The organism is Altererythrobacter rubellus, assembly GCF_030284385.1.
Taxonomy (GTDB): domain Bacteria; phylum Pseudomonadota; class Alphaproteobacteria; order Sphingomonadales; family Sphingomonadaceae; genus Erythrobacter; species Erythrobacter rubellus.
Map to the genome: position 1 here is coordinate 1,837,437 of NZ_CP127221.1, position 20,649 is coordinate 1,858,085.

The window sequence follows — 20,649 nt, forward strand, 5'->3', positions numbered from 1 at the left end:
CCCGGAAATGACCGAATCCAACCGCCTCTCAAACGCCTTCTCCAAGCCGCACCCCGCGCTCGTGTGCTTCATCACCACTGGCGATGGCGACACCGCGGCCAATCTCGACGCGCTGGTCGAGGGCGGTGCGGATGTGATAGAGCTGGGCATGCCTTTCACCGATCCGATGGCCGATGGGCCGGCGATTCAGGCCGCGAACCTGCGCAGCCTGGGCAAAGGCACAACCACGGCAGACGTGCTTATGATCGCGAATGAATTCCGCGAGCGGCACCCGGACATTCCGCTGGTTCTGATGGGCTATGCCAACCCGATGATCCGGCGTGGGCCGGGGTGGTTTGCCGAGCAATGCATGGGCTGCGGCGTTGATGGCGTGATCTGCGTCGACATTCCCCCCGAAGAGGACGAGGAACTCGGCCCCGCCCTGCGCGAAGCAGGCGTTGCACCGATCCGCCTCGCGACACCCACAACCGATGCAGCGCGGCTTCCCTCCGTGCTCCAAGGGTCCGAGGGCTTCGTCTATTACGTTTCCGTTGCGGGCATCACCGGCAAGCAACAGGCCGCAATCGACTCCATCGAAGACAATGTCAGCCGCATCAAGCAATCGACCGATCTGCCTGTTGCGGTGGGTTTCGGCGTGCGCACGCCTGAACAAGCCGCAGAAATCGCAAAGGTCGCCGATGGCGTGGTCGTCGGCTCGGCTCTGGTCGAACTGGTCGGAAAGTTTGGCAAAGACGCGCCGGAGCAGCTAAAGGAACTGACGTCGGCTCTCGCACTTGCGATCCAAACCGCGCGATAGGACAACAGATGAACTGGTTTACACGCGTTCGAAACTCCATCGGCTTCGGCGAAAAGCGAATCAGCGAGAAGGATTTGTGGGTCAAATGCCCGTCCTGCGCAGAGATGCTGTTCGAGCAGGAATATAAGGACAATCTGTGGGTCTGCCCGCGGTGCGACCATCATGGCCGGATCAGCGCGGATCAGCGGCTGAAGCTGCTGCTGGACGATGGTTTCGAGATGCTCGATCAGTCTGAGGTTGAGGAAGACCCGCTCAAGTTCAAGGACAGCAAGAAATACACTGACCGGCTCAAAATGGCGCGGGCGAACAATCCGCATGCCGATGCCTTCAGCGTCGGTTCCGGCACGATTGACGGCCGCGTGGCGGTGGTCGGCGTTCAGGATTTCGGCTTCATGGGCGGATCGATGGGCATGGCGGTGGGTGCGGCCTTTGTCGCGGGCGCGCAAAAGGCATTGGAGCGCCGGTCGGCATATGTCGTGGTGACCGCCGCAGGCGGTGCACGCATGCAGGAAGGCATCCTCAGCCTGATGCAAATGCCCAAGGCAACCGTGATGACGCGCCGCCTGAAAGAAGCGGGCTTGCCCTATATCGTCGTGCTGACAGACCCGACCACCGGCGGCGTAACCGCCAGCTATGCCATGCTGGGCGATATTCAGATCGCGGAGCCAGGTGCACTGATCGGCTTTGCCGGACAGCGCGTGATCCAGGATACGATCCGCGAGCAATTGCCCGAGGGGTTCCAGCGCGCGGAATATCTCTACGAGCACGGGATGGTCGACATGGTGGTGCACCGTGCGGACCTGAAGGAACAGCTTGCAACCGTGCTCGGCTATTTGCAGCCGCGCAAGGCCGCTTAAGGCGTCACCGCTATGCGCGATATGGGGCGCTCGGACGATCCGCGCGTTCAGGCCCAGCTCGACCGACTTGGCAGCTTAAGCATTCAGCGTGACACGCTGGGGCTCGATGCGATCCAAGAATTGATGCGGCAACTTGGCGATCCGCACAAGCGATTGCCGCCTGTGTTTCACGTCGCGGGGACCAATGGAAAGGGATCAACCTGCGCCTTCCTGCGCGCGATGCTGGAGGCGGAGAGGTACAAAGTCCACGTCACCACCAGCCCGCATCTGGTGCGCTATAACGAGCGGTTCCGGGTGGCGGGCAAACTGATCGAAGACGCACGGTTGGCGGAATTGCTGGAGCAGGTGTTTGACGCCGCCGAGGGGCTCGATTGCAGCTTCTTCGAGATCAGCATTGCGGCGGCGTTTGTGGAATTCGCGCGCGTTCCAGCCGATGCGTGTGTGGTGGAAGTCGGCCTTGGTGGGCGGTTGGATGCAACCAATGTGCTTGAGCCGGGTGCGCTGGCAGCTTGCGGAATTGCTGCGCTGGGGATCGATCACGAGAAGTTCCTCCTCGCGCCAGAGGAAGGCGTACCGCAAGAACCAATGGCGCGGATTGCATTCGAGAAAGCGGGGATCGCGAAACAGGGCGTGCCGCTGGTGACGATTGCTCAGCCGGAGCAAGAGAAGCAGGCAATCGAAGCAGTCGCAAACGCAGCTGGAGCGCCTGTGTTCGTCGCATCGCGCGTGGATGGACGCGAACTGGCTCTTCCCGGCGAACATCAGGGTCTGAATGCCGGCTTGGCGATAGCAATGCTGCGTTCCCAATCAAAGATCGACGTTTCAGACAATGCAGTTGCGGTCGGGCTTCGCACTGCGAGCTGGCCTGCGCGGCTTCATCGACTGGCCGATGGTCCGTTGACGCAAGGGCGCGAGGTTTGGCTAGACGGTGGGCACAACGCTTCGGCGGGGGCCATGCTGGGCGCGTATTTTGCTGGACATAAAGTGCATCTGGTGATTGGCATGATCGAAGGCAAAGATCCTGCTTCGCTGGTCGCTCCGCTAGCAGCTTCACTGGAGACGATCACGGTTGTTCCCGTGCCTGGCTTCCCTTGCCATCCGCCAGAGGCGTTTGGCGCGACGGCTGCATCTGCCTCTGATGTTAGCAAGGCGTTTGGCGCGACGGCTGCATCTGCCTCTGATGTTAGCAAGGCGATTGACAGATTGCGCGATGACGGATTGCCGGTCCTTATCGCTGGTTCGCTCTATCTCGCGGGCGAGGTGCTGCGCCTCAATGACGAGATTCCGGACTGACTACTCCGCCGCAAGCGCTTCTAGCGCGATGACACCTGAATTGCGCCCCGCACGCCGTTCGCGCCACCATTCAAGGCACACCAGCACGACAGCAGCAAGCCCGATGAAAGTCGTCAGTACGAACACGTCGAAATAGCCCTGATCCTCTATCATCTCACCCAGCGCTCCACGCCCCAGCGTGCCCACCAGCAGAGTGAGTGATGATAGTAGGGCATATTGCACCGCGCTGAACTTCTTCGACACGATCGAGCTGAGCCAGGCGATATAGGCTGCCCCCGCAATGCCAATCGCCAGATTCTCGAAGAAAATCGTGAAGGTGAGTTTAGCGAGCGCAGCGCTGCCAATTCCGGGCACCTGCATGATCAGCCATGTGAAGCCGACAAGATCGCTCAGCGCTTGCATATTGTGCCCGCCAATCGCCAGATCGGCATAAAGCAGGTTCGTCAGTGCCGCGAGCAATCCGCCGATGAATAGCGTAGCCATGCGGCCGATCACAGTGAGCAAGAAACCACCCAATGCAAGGCCGCCGATAATCGCGCCCACGCCGAAGAACTTGGAGGCAAACGCCACTTCGTCGTTGGTGTAATTCAGCTCTCCCAAATAAAACGGATAGGCAAACGTGCCCCAGATCGCGTCGCAAATCCGGTAGGTCAGCACGACCGCCAGTATAAGGACCAGGCTCCATCCCATCCGCCCAACAAACTCAACCAGCGGCAGCACAAGAGCGCGATAGAGGTGGTCCATCGCAAAGCCCGCGCCGCTTGATGGCGGAGCGTCTTGCTCTAACAAATAGTTGCCCTGCTTTTTTTGGCTTGCGAGCCAGCCAGCGATCAGAGCTGGCAGTATGATCGTGGCAACAATAATCCAGGGACCGAAGTTGAGCGTGAATTGGGTGGGGTTTGGCCTGTCCGCTGGCGCATAGGTCATCGACATGATCATGAAGCTCAACACGACGCCAATCGCACCGGCCCAGAGCACGCCGACAATCGCTAATGCGCGGGCGCGGATTTTCGGATCAAGCTCGCCCGCCTTGCGCAATTCGCGCACCAGTTCATCGCTCGCGGCCATAGTGTTTGCGGCATCGCCATCGCCATTGGGCGCAAACAGCCCCAGAAATCCTGCCGTCAGCAAGATTGCTCCCATCAGCATATAGGTTTCCGGCCATCCGATCCGTGCCGCGATAATCAGTCCCAACGCGCCACCAACCAGCGAGCTGAACCGATATCCCATCTGGTAAACGGTCGAGAGGATATCGATCGTTGCAACATCGTCTGCTACGTCGATACGCCAGGCATTTATTGCAATATCCTGCGTCGCACTGGCAAACGCCCCGATCCCGGCCAATAGCGAAAACAAGCCAAGTTGCGACTTGGGGTCTAGCAGGCTGAGCGTGACGAGAATCGTGCCCAACGCCACTTGCATCGGCACAATCCATTGCTTGCGCTTGCCAAGCTTGCGCAGCAGCGGAAGATCGACCTTGTCGATCAATGGGGACCACAGGAATTGGAAAGCGTATGCAAGCCCGATAAGCGAGAAAATGCCCATCGTCTCCAGCTCGACCTCGGCCTCTGTTAGCCATGCGAACAGCGTGCCGAGGAACAGTGCGAACGGCAGGCCACTGGCAAAGCCGAAAATCAGCATAAAGCCGGTTTTCCGGTTGGTCAGCGCTAATACCAGCGTCTTCCATGCAGATTTCTTCTTGTCGGCAGTGGCAACAGCCATTCCCTAGCGTCCTTCCAGAAACGTCAAACTTGTGCGACACTACCCATGGTTGAGAGGAATAGGAACGTCCGGATGAACGAGGCAGCAACGAAATCACCACCTTTGCGCCCGACAGAGGGGCAATTGGCACTGGCGCGGGCTGTTGCACGTGGAGAGGAGCGCAGCGGAAACGGCATCACGCAAGTTCCCGCGAGCGTTTACACCGATCCGGCGCACTGGACGCGAGAGAAAGCGGCATTGTTTGATCGATTGCCACAAATCCTCTGCCCCAGCGCGGTCTTGCCTCATGCGGGAATGGCCTTGCCGCATGACGCAACCGGGCGCCCGCTGCTGATCACGCGCGATGCAGATGGCACGACGCATGTGTTCCTGAACGTTTGCCGCCATCGCGGTACGCGGCTGGTCGAAGGTGACGACGTGCAATGCGCCAAGCGGCTGGTCTGCCCTTACCATGCCTGGACCTACCGGTTGGACGGTAAATTGCTTGCCCTGCCCCGTCCGGAAACCTTTCCCGGGATGGACAAGGAACACTACGGCTTGATCGAATTGCCAAGCTGCGAGGCTGGCGGACTAATTTGGTTCGCTCCGCAAGATAACGCTGACTTTATGCATGCACGCATCCTTGGCGAAGATTTTGACGCGTTTGGAATGGCGGAGCACGTGTTGTTCCGCCGCAAGACGCACACAGTCAAAGGCAATTGGAAGCTCATCATGGATGCGTTCCTTGAAAGCTACCATGTCACCCGGCTGCATTCGCAAACCATCGGCCCCTTCTTCAAGGATGGCGTGACCAGCGGTGATCAGATAGGCCCGCACCAGCGCAGCGCCGTGGGCAGGCTCGAAGACATGGAAGGCGTTGACCTGAACGATATGGCCGCGCTGCGCAGGGTCGTCACATACGCCTATCAATTGTTGCCAGCTACCATCATCATCCCCAGCCCGGATTATCTCAATGTCATGGTGCTGATGCCTCAAGCGCACGATCTGACTCTGGTTGAGGACTTCATGTTGATCCCGGAGGCTCCTGCCACGGACAAGGCACGCGATCACTGGGAACGCAGCTGGGCGCTGTTGGACGGAGGCGTCTTCGCTTCAGAGGATTTTCGCGCGGCGGAGCTTGGTCAGCAGGGCTTGTCGACAGGAGCAATTCCAAATTTGACTCTCGGCACGCTCGAAGGCGGCATTCACCGCTTCCACGAAGTGGTTCAAGAAGCGTTGCGCGGAATCAATTGAGCGCGTAACCGGCTGGGACATGCCAAAGGCTCCTCCCCCCTCCGCAGACCGCCCAGATGGTGACCGCATTGCCAAGCTGCTTGCGCGTGCGGGAATTGCCAGCCGTCGCGAGATCGAACGGATGATCGCTGACGGGCGGGTCGCCATTGATGGCAAACCAGTCGATACGCCGGCAACCTTTCTGACAGATCTCAAAGGTGTGACGGTTGATGGCAAGCCTGTCGCTGCGCCAGAGCCCACACGGCTGTTCGCCTTCCACAAGCCAACCGGGCTGATTACCGCTGAACGCGACCCCATGGGTCGGCCCACAATCTACAGCGCGCTGGTCAATGCCTTGCCCAAGAGGACCCCGCGATTGATGCCGATCGGGCGGCTGGACCTCAATACTGAGGGCCTATTGCTGCTCACCAATGACGGTGAACTCAAACGCGAGATGGAGCTTCCTTCTAGTGGAATCCCACGTATTTACCGCGCGCGCACCTTTGGCGATGTGACTCAGGAACAACTCGAAGAACTGATCGACGGCATTTCAATTGATGGTGTGAATTATGGCCCAATCGACGCTAATCTTGAGCGCAGCACGGGTCGCAACCAATGGATTGAAGTCAGCATCACCGAAGGCAAGAACCGGGAGGTGCGCAAAGTTCTGGAACATCTGGGGCTCCAGGTCAGCAGGTTGATCCGCACCGCCTATGGTCCGTTTGAACTGGAAGATTTGCCACGCGGTAGAGCACGCGAGATTCGCAAACACGAATTGGGCAAGTTCCGCAGTCGATTGAAGCGCGGCTTCAAATTATGAGAATCATCGCAGGCGAATGGCGCGGGCGGAAACTGATCGCACCGCGCGGCGATGCGACACGGCCAACGGCTGACCGCACACGCGAAACGCTGTTCAACATGCTTGTTAGCCGGATCGGTGATTTCGATGGGTTGCGTGTGGCCGATCTGTTCGCAGGTTCCGGCGCGCTTGGACTCGAAGCACTTTCAAGAGGTGCAGCGCATTGCCTGTTTGTAGAACAAGAAAAGCCGGCCGTGGACGCGATCAAGGCAAATGTTCTGGCACTTGACGCGCGCGGCCGCAGTGATGTCCAGCATGCCTCGGTCATGTCGCTGCCTCCCGCGCGCGAACCGCTCGATCTGATTCTGCTTGATCCGCCCTATCGCACTGGCGCAGCATCTGTTGCCTTAGACCGGATGCTGCGGCTGGGCTGGATCGGCGATGCGACCTGGATCGCTGTCGAGACTTTAGGCAAGGAAGCAGTCGAAGTCGCGGGGCTCGAGCCAATGGCCGACCGCAAGGTAGGTAAAGCGCGATTGACGCTGTTGACCAAGGCGGAGTGAGGCTTGCCGACAAGGCAAACGTTCTCTACCTGTTCACATCAAACGATGACCGATCCAGCCCCCCTTCCATCTACGCAAGGCCGCGAAAATGTTCCGGCGTACGCCGCGCAGCTGAACCCGCCGCAGCGCGAAGCAGTGCTGACGACAGAGGGCCCAGTCTTGATGCTGGCGGGCGCAGGCACGGGTAAAACCGCTGCACTTACGTCTCGATTGGTGCATCTCGTTGCAACCCGCCGTGCATGGCCAAGCCAGATCCTGTGCGTCACCTTCACCAATAAGGCGGCGCGCGAAATGCGCGAACGCGTGGCAGGGCATTTGGGGCAGACCGTTGAGGGGATGCCGTGGCTCGGCACGTTCCACTCAATTTGCGCAAAAATGCTGCGCCGCCATGCCGAGCTAGTCGGGCTGCAAAGCAATTACACCATCATCGATACAGACGATCAGCTGCGCCTTCTGAAACAGCTGATCCAGCAGAATGATCTGGATGAGAAGCGCTGGCCGGCGCGTCAGCTTGCGGGCTTAATCGACCGCTGGAAGAACCGCGGGCTTAATCCAGGCGATCTGGATGCGGTAGAGAATGAAAGCTACGCCAATGGGCGCGGGCAACAATTCTACCAGCTTTATCAAGACCGGATGAAGGCTCTCAACGCCTGCGACTTCGGTGATCTGATGCTTCATATGCTGAACATCTTCAGGCAATACCGCGAAGTGTTGGAAGATTATCAGCAACGCTTCAAATACATACTGGTTGACGAGTATCAGGACACGAATGCGGTGCAGTATCTGTGGCTGCGCCTGCTGGCACAAGCGCACAAGAACATCTGTGTCGTCGGAGACGATGACCAGTCGATTTACTCATGGCGCGGAGCCGAAGTCGCCAATATCCTGAAATTCGAGAAAGACTTCCCCGGCGCCAAGGTTGTGAAGCTGGAGCAGAACTATCGCTCAACACCGCACATTCTGGGTGCAGCCTCCGGCCTGATCCGAACCAATTCAGAACGCCACGACAAGACGCTTTGGACCGAGACCAACGGCGGTGACAAAGTGCGCGTCATCGGCGTTTGGGACGCTCCCGAAGAAGCACGCCGCGTGGGCGAAGAGATTGAGCGCTTGGAACGTGAAGGCGCGCCGCTAGACAAAGTCGCAATCCTTGTGCGCGCGCAATACCAGACGCGTGAATTCGAAGATCGCTTCATCCAGATCGGGATCAACTACCGAATCATTGGCGGCTTCCGTTTCTACGAACGCGCGGAAATCCGCGATGCGCTGGCTTACCTGCGGGTTATCGCTCAACCGCAAGACGATCTCGCTTTCGAGAGAATTTATAACCAGCCCAAGCGCGGGCTTGGCGCAAAGACACTGGAAAAGATGCACCAGCATTCGCGCAAAACCGGTCTGCCGCTAGCTGCCGCGTCACTGCAGATGGCCGATAGCGACGAGCTGCCTAAGCGTGCCGCTGGCACTATTGCCGCGCTATTGGGCCAATTCCTGCATTGGCGCGAACAGTCTGAAGCAGTCACCCCGGCGGACCTGTTGCGCATGGTGTTGGACGAGAGTGGCTATACCGAAATGCTCAATGCGGAACGCACCGCCGAAGCCGCTGGACGATTAGAGAACCTGTCAGAGCTCGCGCGGGCGATGGAAGAATACGAAACGCTTGGCGATTTTCTAGAGCATGTCAGCCTGGTGATGGACAATGACGCGGCCGACGATGGTGAGAAGGTCACCATCATAACCATGCATGGCGCAAAGGGTCTGGAGTTCGATCACGTTTTCCTGCCCGGGTGGGAAGAAGGCGTGTTCCCCTCGCAACGCTCGCTCGATGAAGGCGGATTGGCCAGCCTGGAGGAGGAACGGCGCTTGGCCTATGTCGGGATCACGCGCGCCCGGCGCCGCTGCATAATCCTGCATGCAGCAAACCGGCGTATCTACGGCCAGTGGACCAGCAGCATTCCCAGCCGCTTCATCGAAGAGTTGCCTGAAGAACATATCGATCAGGAAACCACGCTGACAGGCGGCGCATCACTTTGGCAAGCGAACTGGTCTGAAAGCGAAGACCCGTTTGCACATGTGGCGCAAGATCGGCCACAGCGTTCCTCTCAGCGTGGCCCTGGATGGCAGCGCGCTATCTCTACCGGCTACGAGACCAAGCAAGTCCGCGTACGCGAAAACAAGCGCTCTGCCGCCAGTTTTGCGGCCAAGCCGCGCAGCGATATCGCGATTGGACAACGCGTCTTCCATGACAAATTCGGCTATGGTATTGTTGTGTATCAAGAAGGCAACAAGCTCGAGATCAACTTCGAGCATTCGGGCACGAAACGCGTGATCGACAGCTTTGTTAGCCTTGCGGATTAAAAACGCCGCGCCCGGCATGCTGCACCATCGTGACTAGCTGAAGCGACAGTATCGAAGCTGCAGCTTCGACCTATCGTTCCTAAACGAACTGACGCAGACGTTTGAGGGAGGCCGCTATCAGCATTCTGGACAATTTTCGCCTTGATGGAGAGGTGGCAGTCGTCACCGGTTCAGGCAAGGGCATTGGCCGAGCGATCGCAATTGGCCTTGCCGAGGCAGGGGCCGATGTAGCGTTGGCATCGAGGACGCAGTCCGATCTTGACGCTGTAGCCGAAGAGATCCGTGCGCTCGGCCGGCAGGCATTACCCATTGCCACTGACGCAACCGACCGGTCTGCGCTTGAGCGACTTGCGGACGAGACAGTCGCCAAACTGGGTAAACTGACGATCTGGGTCAACAATGCGGGCGGTATACCCGATGGCACGCCGCGTTATCTCACCCGTACGTCGGAAGAGAATTTCGATGCTCAGATCGCCCTGAACCTGAAAGCTGTCTGGATGGGTTCGACCGTTGCGGCCGGAAAAATGGCGGAGAGCGGCGGTGCAATCATCAACATCTCGTCCCGCTCTGCCTTTGGCCCGCAGGTCAAAAATGGGCCCTATGGCGCTGCAAAGGCGGCGGTCAACAGCCTGACCAGCACCATGTCCGTAGAAGTTGCCCCACGGATCCGAGTCAATGCCATCGCGCCGGGGCCGGTACCGACAGAGAATTTTGACGACTGCATGGGCACAGACACGGAGGAAAAACGCGAAGAGCTACTCAAGATGATCGGCGTTCCGATGCAGCGGTATGGCCGACCGGAGGATATAGCAGCGGCCGTTGTCTATATGGCATCACCCGCGGCAAGCTGGGTGGCCGGACAATGCCTGTACGTGACCGGCGGTCGCTAGTGCATCGCTCTTGTGAAGCCGGTGTGCTGCAGGCGAAATCATGAACTCGCCAACGATGCCAAGCGTCCATGACACATCGGCATGAGTGAAAAAACCGCCAACTGCTCATTACGCCAGCCAGAACGACAATTCCCATCGATAGCCCAAGCAAAATCGCGAACGTCCCGTCAAACACGAAGCTGAGCAGCTTGCCTAACGGGTGTTTTCGCAGAAGCGATTGCCAATGTCGAGAAGCTGACAGGCACGGCGATCACATTTCTGGCGAAGATATTCCTTGGACGTAGCTTTGGCATTGTGCCTGCAAATCGCGTAGTAAAACAGTAAGGCGTATACAGGTTTGTGCGCCATCCGATGTACCTGGGATACATCCTGAATCAGCTGGGTTTCCTCTTGTTCTTCTTCTCACTGCACAACGTGGCAGTATACACAGTGGCGTGGATCGCATTCTGGTTGCGCGCCAAAGAAGAAGAAAAATTTCTCGAAGCCGATGAATAGTATCGCACCTATCGTGAAAAGGTAGGTTATCGCCTTTTCCCTGGCATAGCTTAGGAACCGAAGCGTTTGCTAGGCCCGGTTTGCCACCTCGAAAGGATGATCCTGAGGTTGCAGACCGGGTTTGTTCATTCCCGAATTTCTAGCCGACCCCGACATCAAGAAAACCGGGCTTCGGACCGTTCCACTCGCCAGCTGGAATCGGCTCGTCATCTTCGTCATAGCGATGCGAACGTGGTTTCTTTTCAGGCTGTTCTTCCGACTTGGGCTTTTTCTCACGTCGCGGCTTCTTGGAAGCATCCTGCTCGATGTCGTCCACTTTCCGGCGACTGTTGCTGCGTGCCTTCTTCTCTTCGCGCGGCTTTTCCGCCTCCGGATTCGGCTGCTTCAGCTCGACGCGTACGTCCTTCTTGCTGAACAACGCGATTTCACTGCCGGTCAGCTTCTCGACATTGGCAATCGCTTCTGCATCTTCTTTCGAAATAAACGTGAATGCGCGCCCCTTTGCACCCGCGCGACCAGTGCGGCCAATGCGGTGGACATAGTCATCGGGATGCCATGGCGTATCAAAGTTGAATACGTGGCTGACGCCTTTGATATCAAGTCCGCGCGCCGCAACATCAGAGGCGACCAGGATGTTCACATCACCGCTCTTGAACCGATCCAGCTCTTTCAAACGCGAGCCCTGGTCCATATCCCCGTGGATCTCGCTGCTGGCAAATCCATGGCGCTGCAAGCTCTTGTTGAGTTCGCGCACCGTCGTTTTCTTGTTCGCGAAAATCATCGCGGTTTCGACCAGATCGTGACGCAGTAGCCAGCGCAAGGTCTCGCGTTTCTGTTTTGTCTGAACCGGGATCTTGAAAGCGGTGATATCTTTGTTCGTGCTTGCCGCACGGCTCACTTCGATCCGTTTTGGATTGTTGAGAAATTTCTTCGCCAGCTTCTCGATCGGCGAAGGCATGGTGGCCGAAAACAGCATCGTTTGACGCGTTTCGGGCAATTTCGAACAGATAAACTCAATGTCCGGAATGAAGCCCATGTCCAGCATCCGGTCAGCTTCATCGATCACGAGCAGTTCGCAGCCGTTGAGCAGTATCTTGCCGCGCTCGAACAAATCCATCAGCCGACCTGGTGTAGCGATCAAAACGTCGACGCCTTCATCAAGCGCTTTCAACTGATCGCCCATTTGAACACCGCCAATAAGCAGTGCCATTTTCAGGTCATGGTTCTTGCCGTATTTCTCAAAATTCTCGGCAACTTGAGCGGCCAACTCTCGTGTTGGCTCAAGAATTAGAGAGCGCGGCATCAGCGCGCGCCGCCGGCCAGCCGCCATGACATCAATCATTGGGAGCACGAAACTCGCGGTCTTGCCCGTTCCAGTCTGCGCGATCCCGATCAAATCCTTCATCATCAGAATCGCAGGGATCGCTTCCGCCTGAATATCGGTCGGAGTGGTATAGCCAGCGGAATCAACCGCCTTGAGCAATTCAGGTGAAAGGCCGAGATCGGCGAAAGTCATACGTTTTTGAATGTCCGGATCTGGAAGCGTTAAGCGCTCCGTGGATTGTGCAGTTGCGAAAGGTGTTCGCAATGCGAGCCGCGCACTTGCTCAAAAACTGACAAAAGTCAAGAAATCACGATGCAGCAACGCCTCTGCTGAACCAGCACAAGTCGCATGATCAATTGTAGATGGGTGTCAGCTCGCGCATTCTGCTTAGCGCGCATTTTGCGCCTGCGCGCGATTGGAGCTTGTCACGATTAACGCAAATGTTTCCGTGTTCGCCCCGTTCCACGTAAAATCCCGAATAGAAATCGCGCGCGCGGCAACTCTTTTCCAGCCGTGCGCTGAGCATGCGCTGATCGCGCAGGTAGAGCACTAACCGATCACCACTGCCGGTCTGAACACCCGCAATGCTGTTGATCGAAACACACTCTGTGTTGTCGCCCTCTTCATATCGAATGGGCTGCGGGAGCTCCTCCAGATCAGCGGCAAGATTCTGCCTAGGGCTAACTCTGCGAGGAGAGATACGCACAGTCACGCGGCGCTCGATACGGACTTGATAGGCGACATTTGGCGGCAAGCCAGTGAAACTGTTTGCGGTAGCTTCCAGTTTGCTTGACGGCCCGGACAATACCTCAACTTCGCGCGGATCGAGCCTTGCGCTCTTATCGATTTCGCCAACAATCGAACCGTCGGACACGCCGAACGGCAAGATCAGCGCTAGCGGCGCAAGATAGGCGAGCATGCTGGGCATGGTGGTTCAATCTTTTGGGCTAAATTTCACCCGATCTCTGACCCCTGTTTGGCTACTGTGTCACGCGATACCACAATGGGTTGAATAGCGGCTTAATGCGTTTGGGGTTATCTGCAAAGTCTGGAAACACTTGTTTGCCTGTGGCAATGGGCAGGCATGAGCGACGTCCAGACTTTTGTACGACAGGCCGCAGACCTTCTGGGACCGCGCGGATTTTCATGCGATCCCGATCTGGTGGAGCCCTGGCTGACCGATTGGCGTGGCCGATTTCATGGCCGGACCATCGGGCTGGCATCACCCGCCTCAACGCAAGAAGTTGCTGAATTCGTCAAACTTTGCCGCAAACACCATATCCCGATTGTCCCCCAGGGCGGCAATAGCGGCATGGTTGGTGGTGCCACGCCTGACGAGAGCGGTCATTCTGTGCTGCTATCCTCACGTCGGATGGATGCGGTGCGGTCATTCGATGTCGACGCGCGCCAGATCGTCTGCGATGCCGGTGTCATCCTTCAGAATCTGCACGAAAAAGTCGAAGAAGAAGGGCTGCGCCTCCCACTGACTCTGGGCGGCAAGGGCTCAGCCACAGTTGGCGGGCTTATCGCGACCAATGCTGGCGGAACACAGGTGCTACGCCACGGAACAATGCGTGCGCAGGTTTTGGGACTTGAAGCCGTTCTTGCAAATGGCGATATTTTTGAGAGCCTTACTGCTCTGAAGAAAGACAATCGCGGCTTTGACCTCAAGCAACTCTTGATCGGATCAGAGGGCACGCTGGGCATCGTAACGGCGGCAAACCTGCGCCTGCTTCCGCAAATTGGCGAACGTGTGGTCGCTTGGGTAGGTGTGGAGAGCATCCACATGGCGCGCGAACTCCTCCTACATTTCGAGGCATGCATGCCGGAAGAACTCGAAGGCTTTGAGGTTGTGCCGGACCATTGCCTTGAAAGCGTACTTGCGCATCTTCCCGATGCCCGTGCACCATTGGCTGAGCGCTATCCGTGGAACGCTTTGATTGAGCTTGTCGCCGCGCCGGCGCAAAGCGCCCTGCTGCGCGAGGCGACTGAGGCCGCCTTTGCTGGAGCGATGGAGAAGGATCTGCTGCTCGATGCAGTCATTGCAGCCAATGAAACACAGGCTGACAACTTTTGGTTGCTGCGAGACTCCATAGCTCCGGCAGAGCGCGCGTTGGGCCCGGCGATGCAACACGATATTTCCGTCCCCGTCGAGCGCATGCCAGATTTCGTGGAAGCTGCCATCCCGCATGTTGAAGCGCAGTTCCCTGGCACGAAAGGTTTGGCATTCGGGCATTTGGGGGATGGCAATGTGCATTTCCACGTGCTTGCTCCAGACGGGGCAGTGCCGGGAGAATGGGAAAACACCCAAGGCAAGTTGGTAAGCCGTGTCATCTACGAAATGGTCACTGAATGGGGCGGTTCAATCAGCGCAGAACATGGTATCGGTCAGGTCAAACGTGACGAGCTGGAGCGGCTGGGTGACCCGGTAGCACTCAACATGATGCGTAGCGTTAAAGCCGCGCTCGATCCGGACGGGCTGCTCAACCCTGGTAAACTTGTCCCGGGCTCAGGTTAGAGCGGCTTGCTTATGAGAGCCTGAAGGCCTAAAGCGCGCATCGCGCGGCCCGCTGGCGATCCAGCGAGGCCTTTTTTGAATTTTGCACTATTTCTCGGAGACGTTTCATGGCCAGCGCGCCGAAGCCCAATCTGCCTATCTTTTTCAATGACTTGATGCCACTTAACAGCCGTGATCACTCCAGCTGGCACAGCAAACAGTTTCCGGATGTCAGCTTTTTAGGGAAGCATCACGCGATTCCTGTAACGGTTGACGAGTTCATCGACACACAGCGTCATTATCCGATCGTGTTTAGCGCAGGCGACAACCCTGTCCCACTGGCATTGATGGGCCTTAACGAAGGCGTGAACACGTTTGTCGACGATGAAGGTAAGATTACTGACGACGTATACATCCCCGCCTATGTGCGTCGCTATCCATTCATGCTCGCAAAGTTGCAGCCCAATAGCGAAGAACTGTCGCTATGCTTTGACCCGAGCGCGGGCGTAGTTGGCGATCACAGCGACGGCAATGCGTTGTTTGACGACAAGAACGAACCGACCGATTACACCAAGGGCGTTCTCGACTTTTGCCAGAAGTTCGAAGAGTCGGGTGCTCGCACCAAGGGCTTCATGGAAGAGATCAAGAAGCATGGCCTTCTGATGGATGGCGAGATCGCTATCACGATGCAGGAAAACCCGGACAAACCGTTTGTTTATCGCGGTTTCCAGATGGTCGATGAAAACAAGCTTCGCGAGCTTAAGGGCGAAGTGCTAGAGAGCCTTGCTGGTAACGGCATGCTGATGTTGCTGCACGCACATCTGTTCTCGCTCAACCTGATGCGTGTTATCTTCTCTCGCCAATCACGGCTGGGCAAGGTTCCACAACCTGAAGCGAGCACCTGAACGAGGTAAAATTGTGGGCCGCGGGGCTTGAAAAAGCTCCGCTAAATCCCAAATCTGGACTGTTCAGGCGCGGCTCCCCTCATTGCCCGCCTGGACATCGCGCTGCTTTTACAACAGCGCGATCCTCCCTGAACCTTGGCCACCTCGTGCAGATTGCACGGGGTGGTTTTTATTTTGATTTCCAAGGCTTAATGACCAATCTTGTCATTCAGCCGCATTTCGCAAATCACCTCTGCCCATCATTCTGGCGGTCATCGCGCCGAGATCTTGAACCAAACCAGCAAGCATTTTGACGAGCGTTCGTGCCTTGGGTGAAAGTTGTTCTTGGCAGGCATCGAGATAGGTCGACCGGCAAACTTCAATCTGGATGGCATGAATGCCATTTTGCACCGCACCATGAGTATCCAGGACATAACCGCCGGCATAGGGTCGGTTATGCGAAACGACCTGCCCCTTCTCTTCAAGAAAGCGATAGGCATGGTTAACCAGGCTTGCATCGCAACTTGTGCCAAATCGATCGCCCAGAACAAACTTGGGCATCTGGCTCTCTCCATTTGATGGCTTGAGTGGCGGCATGGAATGCAGATCCAATAACAATGCTTGCCCCCATTGGTCGCGCACCCTTGCCAATTCGCGGCCCAATGCGGCGTGATATGGCTGATGGATGCCTTCAATTCGCGCGTCGAGTTCTTCGCGGGTGAGCGATTGCCGCCAAATCTCGCCAAATCCGGGCAAGCGCCGGGGGACTAGCCCCAGTCCGCTGCGGGCACGCCGGTTGGCCTGCGAATGCCGGATGGGATGCGGCTTTGCTCCCTTGATCATGCCCCAATCGACATCATCGCGCGATCTATTGAGGTCGAGCATCGCGCGCGGCGCGTGCGCTTCAAGCAATACAGCGCCAGTCAGCTTTGCGACCTCTACTCCGATCTCGTCAATCAACCGGTCTTCCAAACGCAAGCTGGAGAATTCGGGATCCCGCATCGCGCGCAGCACGTGCTCTGGATAGTCGCGCCCGCCATGTGGAACCGCGATCACAACGGGTACTGGCGAGGTAGCAGGTGCCTTGAGCGTAAATGAGGGGCAATCCAGACTAGGAATTGCGCCACCGCGCTCCATCCGCCCGCCTACCGATTCGCGCTTGCTTGTTGTCATATCAAGTCTGCTGCCTGCTCTCGCGCAGGGTGTCAAAGCAGTTTGGCTTGTCAAATCGCAGCCAAATTATCCTCTTCTCGTCTGTCCCAAAGCAGGTCACCGCTTATGTTCAGTAAGATTTCTTAAGCCCTTGGCGCTATGAAAACGTCATGAACAACGGGTCTAAACTGCGAATCCTCTTGGCTGAGGACGAAGATGCCATGCGCACATACATTGCGCGCGCGCTCGAAAATGCGGGATATGAAGTGGTCTCTGTCGACCGCGGGACGTCCGCAATACCTCATTTAGAAAACGAGCATTTCGACCTGCTGCTTTCGGACATCGTAATGCCGGAGATGGACGGGATCGAGCTCGCGCAACGCTGCGCAGAGATCACCCCTCGAACCAAAGTTATGTTTATTACGGGTTTTGCTGCCGTTTCACTGCGAGCGAGCCGCGAACAGCCTCACGCCAAGGTGCTGTCGAAGCCATTCCATTTGCGCGATCTCGTGCTTGAAGTGAAGCAAACATTCGGCGAAGCGCAAGAAGTCAGCCTTTAGTCCGCGCGAATCGCTTGCGTCTATGGCAGGTGCAGGTTAATGGCGCGCCCTGTCCTTAAGCGGACATGTTCGATAGCGTGGGCGTATAGCTCAGTGGTAGAGCACTGTATTGACATTGCAGGGGTCGGGAGTTCAACTCTCTCTACGCCCACCATCGAAACACAAATCCGCCCTCACCCGGCGGGTTTTTTGTTAGCATCTGTCTCACTTGCGCGCGCGCGCTCCTCTGCTAAAGCGCGGCAAAACCTATTCCGGACAAATTGCAGCACACAGGAACATCATGCAGAAAATTCAGGTCAAGAACCCGGTTGTCGAACTCGACGGCGACGAAATGACAAAAATCATCTGGCAGTGGATCCGCGAGCGATTGATCCTCCCCTACCTCGATGTTGACCTGAAGTATTACGATCTTTCGATCGAGAAGCGTGATGAAACCGATGACCAGATCACCATCGATGCGGCAAATGCGATCAAGGAACATGGCGTTGGCGTGAAATGCGCCACGATCACACCTGACGAAGCGCGCGTGGAAGAATTCAGCCTGAAGAAAATGTGGCGTTCGCCAAACGGCACGATCCGCAACATTCTGGGCGGTGTAGTTTTCCGTGAGCCCATCGTGATCGACAACGTACCGCGTCTTGTACCTGGCTGGACCGATCCAATCGTTGTTGGTCGCCACGCTTTTGGTGACCAATATCGCGCAACCGACACGCTGATCCCGGGTGCAGGCAAGCTTCGCCTCGTATTCGAAGGCGCAGACGGACAGAACATTGATCTTGATGTGTTCGAGTTTGAATCTCCAGGCGTCGCAATGGCGATGTACAATTTGGACGATAGCATCCGTGACTTCGCGCGCGCATGCATGAACTATGGCCTCGATCGCGGCTGGCCGGTCTATCTTTCGACCAAGAACACCATTCTCAAGAAATATGACGGCCGCTTCAAGGACCTGTTCCAGGAGGTGTTCGACGAAGAATTCGCCGACCGCTTCAACGAAGCCGGCATTCACTACGAGCACCGCCTGATTGATGACATGGTTGCTGCGGCCATGAAATGGAGCGGCAAGTTCGTTTGGGCCTGCAAGAACTATGACGGTGACGTTCAGTCGGATGTCGTCGCGCAGGGCTTTGGCTCGCTTGGCCTGATGACTTCGGTCTTGATGACCCCTGATGGCAAGACAGTGGAAGCTGAAGCCGCGCACGGTACTGTTACGCGCCATTATCGCCAACATCAGCAGGGCAAGGCGACCAGCACTAACCCGATCGCATCGATTTTTGCCTGGACACGCGGCCTGATCTATCGCGGCCGCTTCGACAACACCCCTGATGTTGTCCGGTTTGCTGAAACGCTTGAGCGCGTCTGCATCGAAACAGTCGAAAACGGCCAAATGACAAAGGATTTGGCATTGCTGATCGGCCCAGAGCAGAACTGGCTCACGACAGAACAGTTCTTTGAGGCGATTGTGACCAATCTAGAAACAGAGATGCAAAGCTGGAGCTGATTGTCGGAACCAGCTCCCTTACGCAACGTACCAAAAGGGCGAACGGTCTTTCGGGCCGGTCGCCCTTTTTGATTCCGGAGATCAAGTAAACGCCATGACTCAATCTCGCGCCAAGGCTCGTCTCGAAGTTCGCCAAGCCAAGTTGTGCGATGTCCGCGCGATAGCGGATCTGGTGCGGCGCGTGTACGACGACATGCCTGCCTATACGCATGGCGAGATCCGCGGACAGTTGAACAACTATCCCGAAGGCTGTTTTGTCGCAAAACTCGACGGCAAGCTGGTGGGCTATTGTGCGACCACGCGGCTGAGCAAACGGATCGCACTTGCGAACCATAGCTGGGATGAAGTGACGGGCAATGGATTTGGCAGTCGCCACAATCCCAAGGGCGAATGGCTGTAAGGCTATGAAATGTGCGTTGATGCGAAAACACGTGGTACGCGTATCGGACGGCCACTCTACGAAGAACGTCAAGATCTCGCAGAACGACTAGATCTGACCGGCATTGTGTTCGGCGGGCGGATGCCCGGCTTTGCCAAAGCGACGCGCCGCAAGAACAACCGTGCGGAAACGCCGGAGGAGTATCTCGATCTCGTGCTCGAAGGCAAAGTGCACGATCCGGTCCTGCGCTTCCAACTCGCAAACGGGCTTGAGCCAGACGGGGTGCTTCATAACTATCTACCGGAAGACAAGCAGTCGAAGTCGAACGCTGTCAGGATGGTCTGGCGCAACCCCTATGTCGACGGAAACACACCCAAGAAACACCGCATCCCGCGCGACGTGGAGAGCATACGGATCGCGACGTGCCAGCTACAAGCGCGCGCGGTTGCAGACTTTGACGAGTTCATGAAGCAGATCGAATACTTCGTCGACGTTGCGGCCGACTATGAAGCTGATTTCATTGTCTTTCCGGAACTGTTCACGCTGATGCTGCTTAGCGCGGAAGAGCAAGAGCTGAATCCGCAGGAATCGATCGAAGCGCTTAGCCGCTACACGCCTCGAATTCGCAAGGCGCTGAGCGAAATGGCGCTCAACTTCAACATCAATATCATCGGTGGTTCACACCCGACCCGAATGGATGATGGGGACATTCACAACGTTGCCCATGTCTGCCTGCGCGATGGATCGATCCATACTCAAGAGAAGATCCATCCCACCCCGAATGAGGATTACTGGTGGAACATCAAGGGCGGCGACAGCATCGATGCCATTCAGACCGATTGCGGGCCGATCGGCGTGCTGATCTGCTACGATAGCGAGTTCCCGAAATTGGCCCGCAGGCTGGTCGATGAAGGTGCGCGGATCATCTTTGTGCCCTTCTGCACCGATAGCCGCCAAGGCTATATGCGCGTGCGATACTGCGCTCAGGCACGGGCAATTGAGAACCAGTGTTACGTCGTGATGAGCGGCAATATCGGCAATCTGCCCAATGTCGCCAATATGGACATTCAGTACGCCCAAAGCTGCATCCTGACACCGTGCGATTTTCCCTTTGCACGAGACGGAATTGCCGCTGAAGCGAGCGAGAATGTAGAGACACTGACCATCAGCGACGTCAATCTGGCGGACCTCAGCTGGGCCCGCGCTGAAGGGACAGTCCAGAACCTCGCCGACCGCCGTTTCGACCTTTACCGCATCGAATGGGACAAACGGGTTGGACAGGTCAGCACTCCAATAGGCGAGGCCGGTGAAGGACGAGCGACCGCTCCCGGTGGCAGACATGCTCCCGGCGGCGGTTAAGCCGTATTCTG

Annotated in this window: 16 protein-coding genes, 1 tRNA gene and 2 pseudogenes; 15 read left to right on the forward strand and 4 right to left on the reverse strand. The window is 57.1% G+C overall.

The window, feature by feature from the left end; all coding sequences use genetic code 11:
* Positions 1-7 precede the first annotated feature (7 nt).
* Genes trpA through QQX03_RS09220 form a run of 3 tightly spaced genes read left to right on the forward strand, consistent with a single transcriptional unit; the run spans position 8 to position 2,946 of the window.
* On the forward strand, positions 8-796 hold the full coding sequence (trpA, locus tag QQX03_RS09210) for a tryptophan synthase subunit alpha (protein WP_285975448.1): 789 nt from the start codon (positions 8-10) through the stop codon (positions 794-796).
* Positions 797-804: 8 nt separating this feature from the next.
* A complete protein-coding gene (accD, locus tag QQX03_RS09215; protein ID WP_285975449.1) occupies positions 805-1,653 on the forward strand; it encodes an acetyl-CoA carboxylase, carboxyltransferase subunit beta in 849 nt (282 codons plus the stop codon).
* 12 nt (positions 1,654-1,665) lie between these two features.
* Positions 1,666-2,946 carry a bifunctional folylpolyglutamate synthase/dihydrofolate synthase gene (locus QQX03_RS09220; protein ID WP_285975450.1) on the forward strand — a complete coding sequence of 427 codons (1,281 nt, stop codon included), beginning with the start codon at positions 1,666-1,668 and terminating at the stop codon, positions 2,944-2,946.
* Here the strand turns inward: QQX03_RS09220 and QQX03_RS09225 are convergent, their stop codons facing one another.
* A complete protein-coding gene (locus QQX03_RS09225; protein WP_285975451.1) occupies positions 2,947-4,668 on the reverse strand; it encodes an AmpG family muropeptide MFS transporter in 1,722 nt (573 codons plus the stop codon). It abuts the gene before it with no gap.
* Between the two features lie 72 nt (positions 4,669-4,740).
* On the opposite strand from QQX03_RS09225, the gene QQX03_RS09230 reads away from it, so the two are divergent.
* From QQX03_RS09230 to QQX03_RS11570, 6 genes and pseudogenes are all read left to right on the forward strand, one after another.
* Entirely contained in the window at positions 4,741-5,901 is a 1,161-nt protein-coding gene (locus tag QQX03_RS09230; RefSeq protein ID WP_285975452.1) for an aromatic ring-hydroxylating oxygenase subunit alpha, read from the forward strand.
* A 19-nt stretch (positions 5,902-5,920) separates the two neighbouring features.
* Positions 5,921-6,700 (forward strand): pseudouridine synthase, encoded by a 780-nt coding sequence (locus QQX03_RS09235; protein WP_285975453.1) that lies wholly within the window; start codon positions 5,921-5,923, stop codon positions 6,698-6,700.
* The gene (gene rsmD / locus QQX03_RS09240; RefSeq protein WP_285975454.1) at positions 6,697-7,242 is read left to right on the forward strand and encodes a 16S rRNA (guanine(966)-N(2))-methyltransferase RsmD; all 546 of its coding nucleotides are present in this window, start codon (positions 6,697-6,699) and stop codon (positions 7,240-7,242) included. Before QQX03_RS09235 ends, rsmD begins: the two co-directional genes overlap by 4 nt.
* Before the next feature lie 45 nt (positions 7,243-7,287).
* Positions 7,288-9,597, forward strand: coding sequence for an ATP-dependent helicase (locus tag QQX03_RS09245; RefSeq protein WP_285975455.1), 2,310 nt, complete (start codon positions 7,288-7,290; stop codon positions 9,595-9,597).
* A 101-nt stretch (positions 9,598-9,698) separates the two neighbouring features.
* Entirely contained in the window at positions 9,699-10,487 is a 789-nt protein-coding gene (locus QQX03_RS09250; protein WP_285975456.1) for an SDR family NAD(P)-dependent oxidoreductase, read from the forward strand.
* A 336-nt stretch (positions 10,488-10,823) separates the two neighbouring features.
* Positions 10,824-10,982 (forward strand): annotated as a pseudogene (locus tag QQX03_RS11570) (isoprenylcysteine carboxylmethyltransferase family protein); the annotation flags it as partial.
* Between the two features lie 139 nt (positions 10,983-11,121).
* On the opposite strand, the gene QQX03_RS09255 reads toward QQX03_RS11570, so the two are convergent.
* Together QQX03_RS09255 and QQX03_RS09260 are read right to left on the reverse strand one after the other, a co-directional pair.
* On the reverse strand, positions 11,122-12,498 hold the full coding sequence (locus tag QQX03_RS09255) for a DEAD/DEAH box helicase (RefSeq protein ID WP_285975457.1): 1,377 nt from the start codon (positions 12,496-12,498) through the stop codon (positions 11,122-11,124).
* A gap of 160 nt (positions 12,499-12,658) precedes the next feature.
* The gene (locus tag QQX03_RS09260) at positions 12,659-13,234 is read right to left on the reverse strand and encodes a hypothetical protein (protein WP_285975458.1); all 576 of its coding nucleotides are present in this window, start codon (positions 13,232-13,234) and stop codon (positions 12,659-12,661) included.
* Positions 13,235-13,390: 156 nt separating this feature from the next.
* On the opposite strand from QQX03_RS09260, the gene QQX03_RS09265 reads away from it, so the two are divergent.
* Positions 13,391-14,824, forward strand: coding sequence for an FAD-binding oxidoreductase (locus QQX03_RS09265; protein WP_285975459.1), 1,434 nt, complete (start codon positions 13,391-13,393; stop codon positions 14,822-14,824).
* 107 nt (positions 14,825-14,931) lie between these two features.
* Complete coding sequence (locus QQX03_RS09270; protein ID WP_285975460.1) at positions 14,932-15,708, forward strand: SapC family protein; 777 nt, start codon at positions 14,932-14,934, stop codon at positions 15,706-15,708.
* Between the two features lie 204 nt (positions 15,709-15,912).
* Here the strand turns inward: QQX03_RS09270 and QQX03_RS09275 are convergent, their stop codons facing one another.
* Positions 15,913-16,860 (reverse strand): N-formylglutamate amidohydrolase, encoded by a 948-nt coding sequence (locus QQX03_RS09275; RefSeq protein ID WP_285975461.1) that lies wholly within the window; start codon positions 16,858-16,860, stop codon positions 15,913-15,915.
* A gap of 149 nt (positions 16,861-17,009) precedes the next feature.
* Here QQX03_RS09275 and cpdR point away from each other — a divergent pair, with 149 nt between their 5' ends.
* The 4 genes and pseudogenes from cpdR to QQX03_RS09295 all read left to right on the forward strand — a co-directional run bounded on the left by cpdR (position 17,010) and on the right by QQX03_RS09295 (position 20,638).
* Positions 17,010-17,399 carry a cell cycle two-component system response regulator CpdR gene (gene cpdR, locus QQX03_RS09280; RefSeq protein ID WP_285975462.1) on the forward strand — a complete coding sequence of 130 codons (390 nt, stop codon included), beginning with the start codon at positions 17,010-17,012 and terminating at the stop codon, positions 17,397-17,399.
* 79 nt (positions 17,400-17,478) lie between these two features.
* A tRNA-Val gene (locus QQX03_RS09285) sits at positions 17,479-17,553 on the forward strand.
* Positions 17,554-17,679: 126 nt separating this feature from the next.
* Positions 17,680-18,900: an NADP-dependent isocitrate dehydrogenase gene (locus QQX03_RS09290; RefSeq protein WP_285975463.1), complete on the forward strand. Its 1,221-nt coding sequence runs from the start codon at positions 17,680-17,682 to the stop codon at positions 18,898-18,900.
* A 94-nt stretch (positions 18,901-18,994) separates the two neighbouring features.
* Positions 18,995-20,638: pseudogene (locus QQX03_RS09295) on the forward strand (carbon-nitrogen hydrolase family protein).
* Positions 20,639-20,649: the final 11 nt, after the last annotated feature.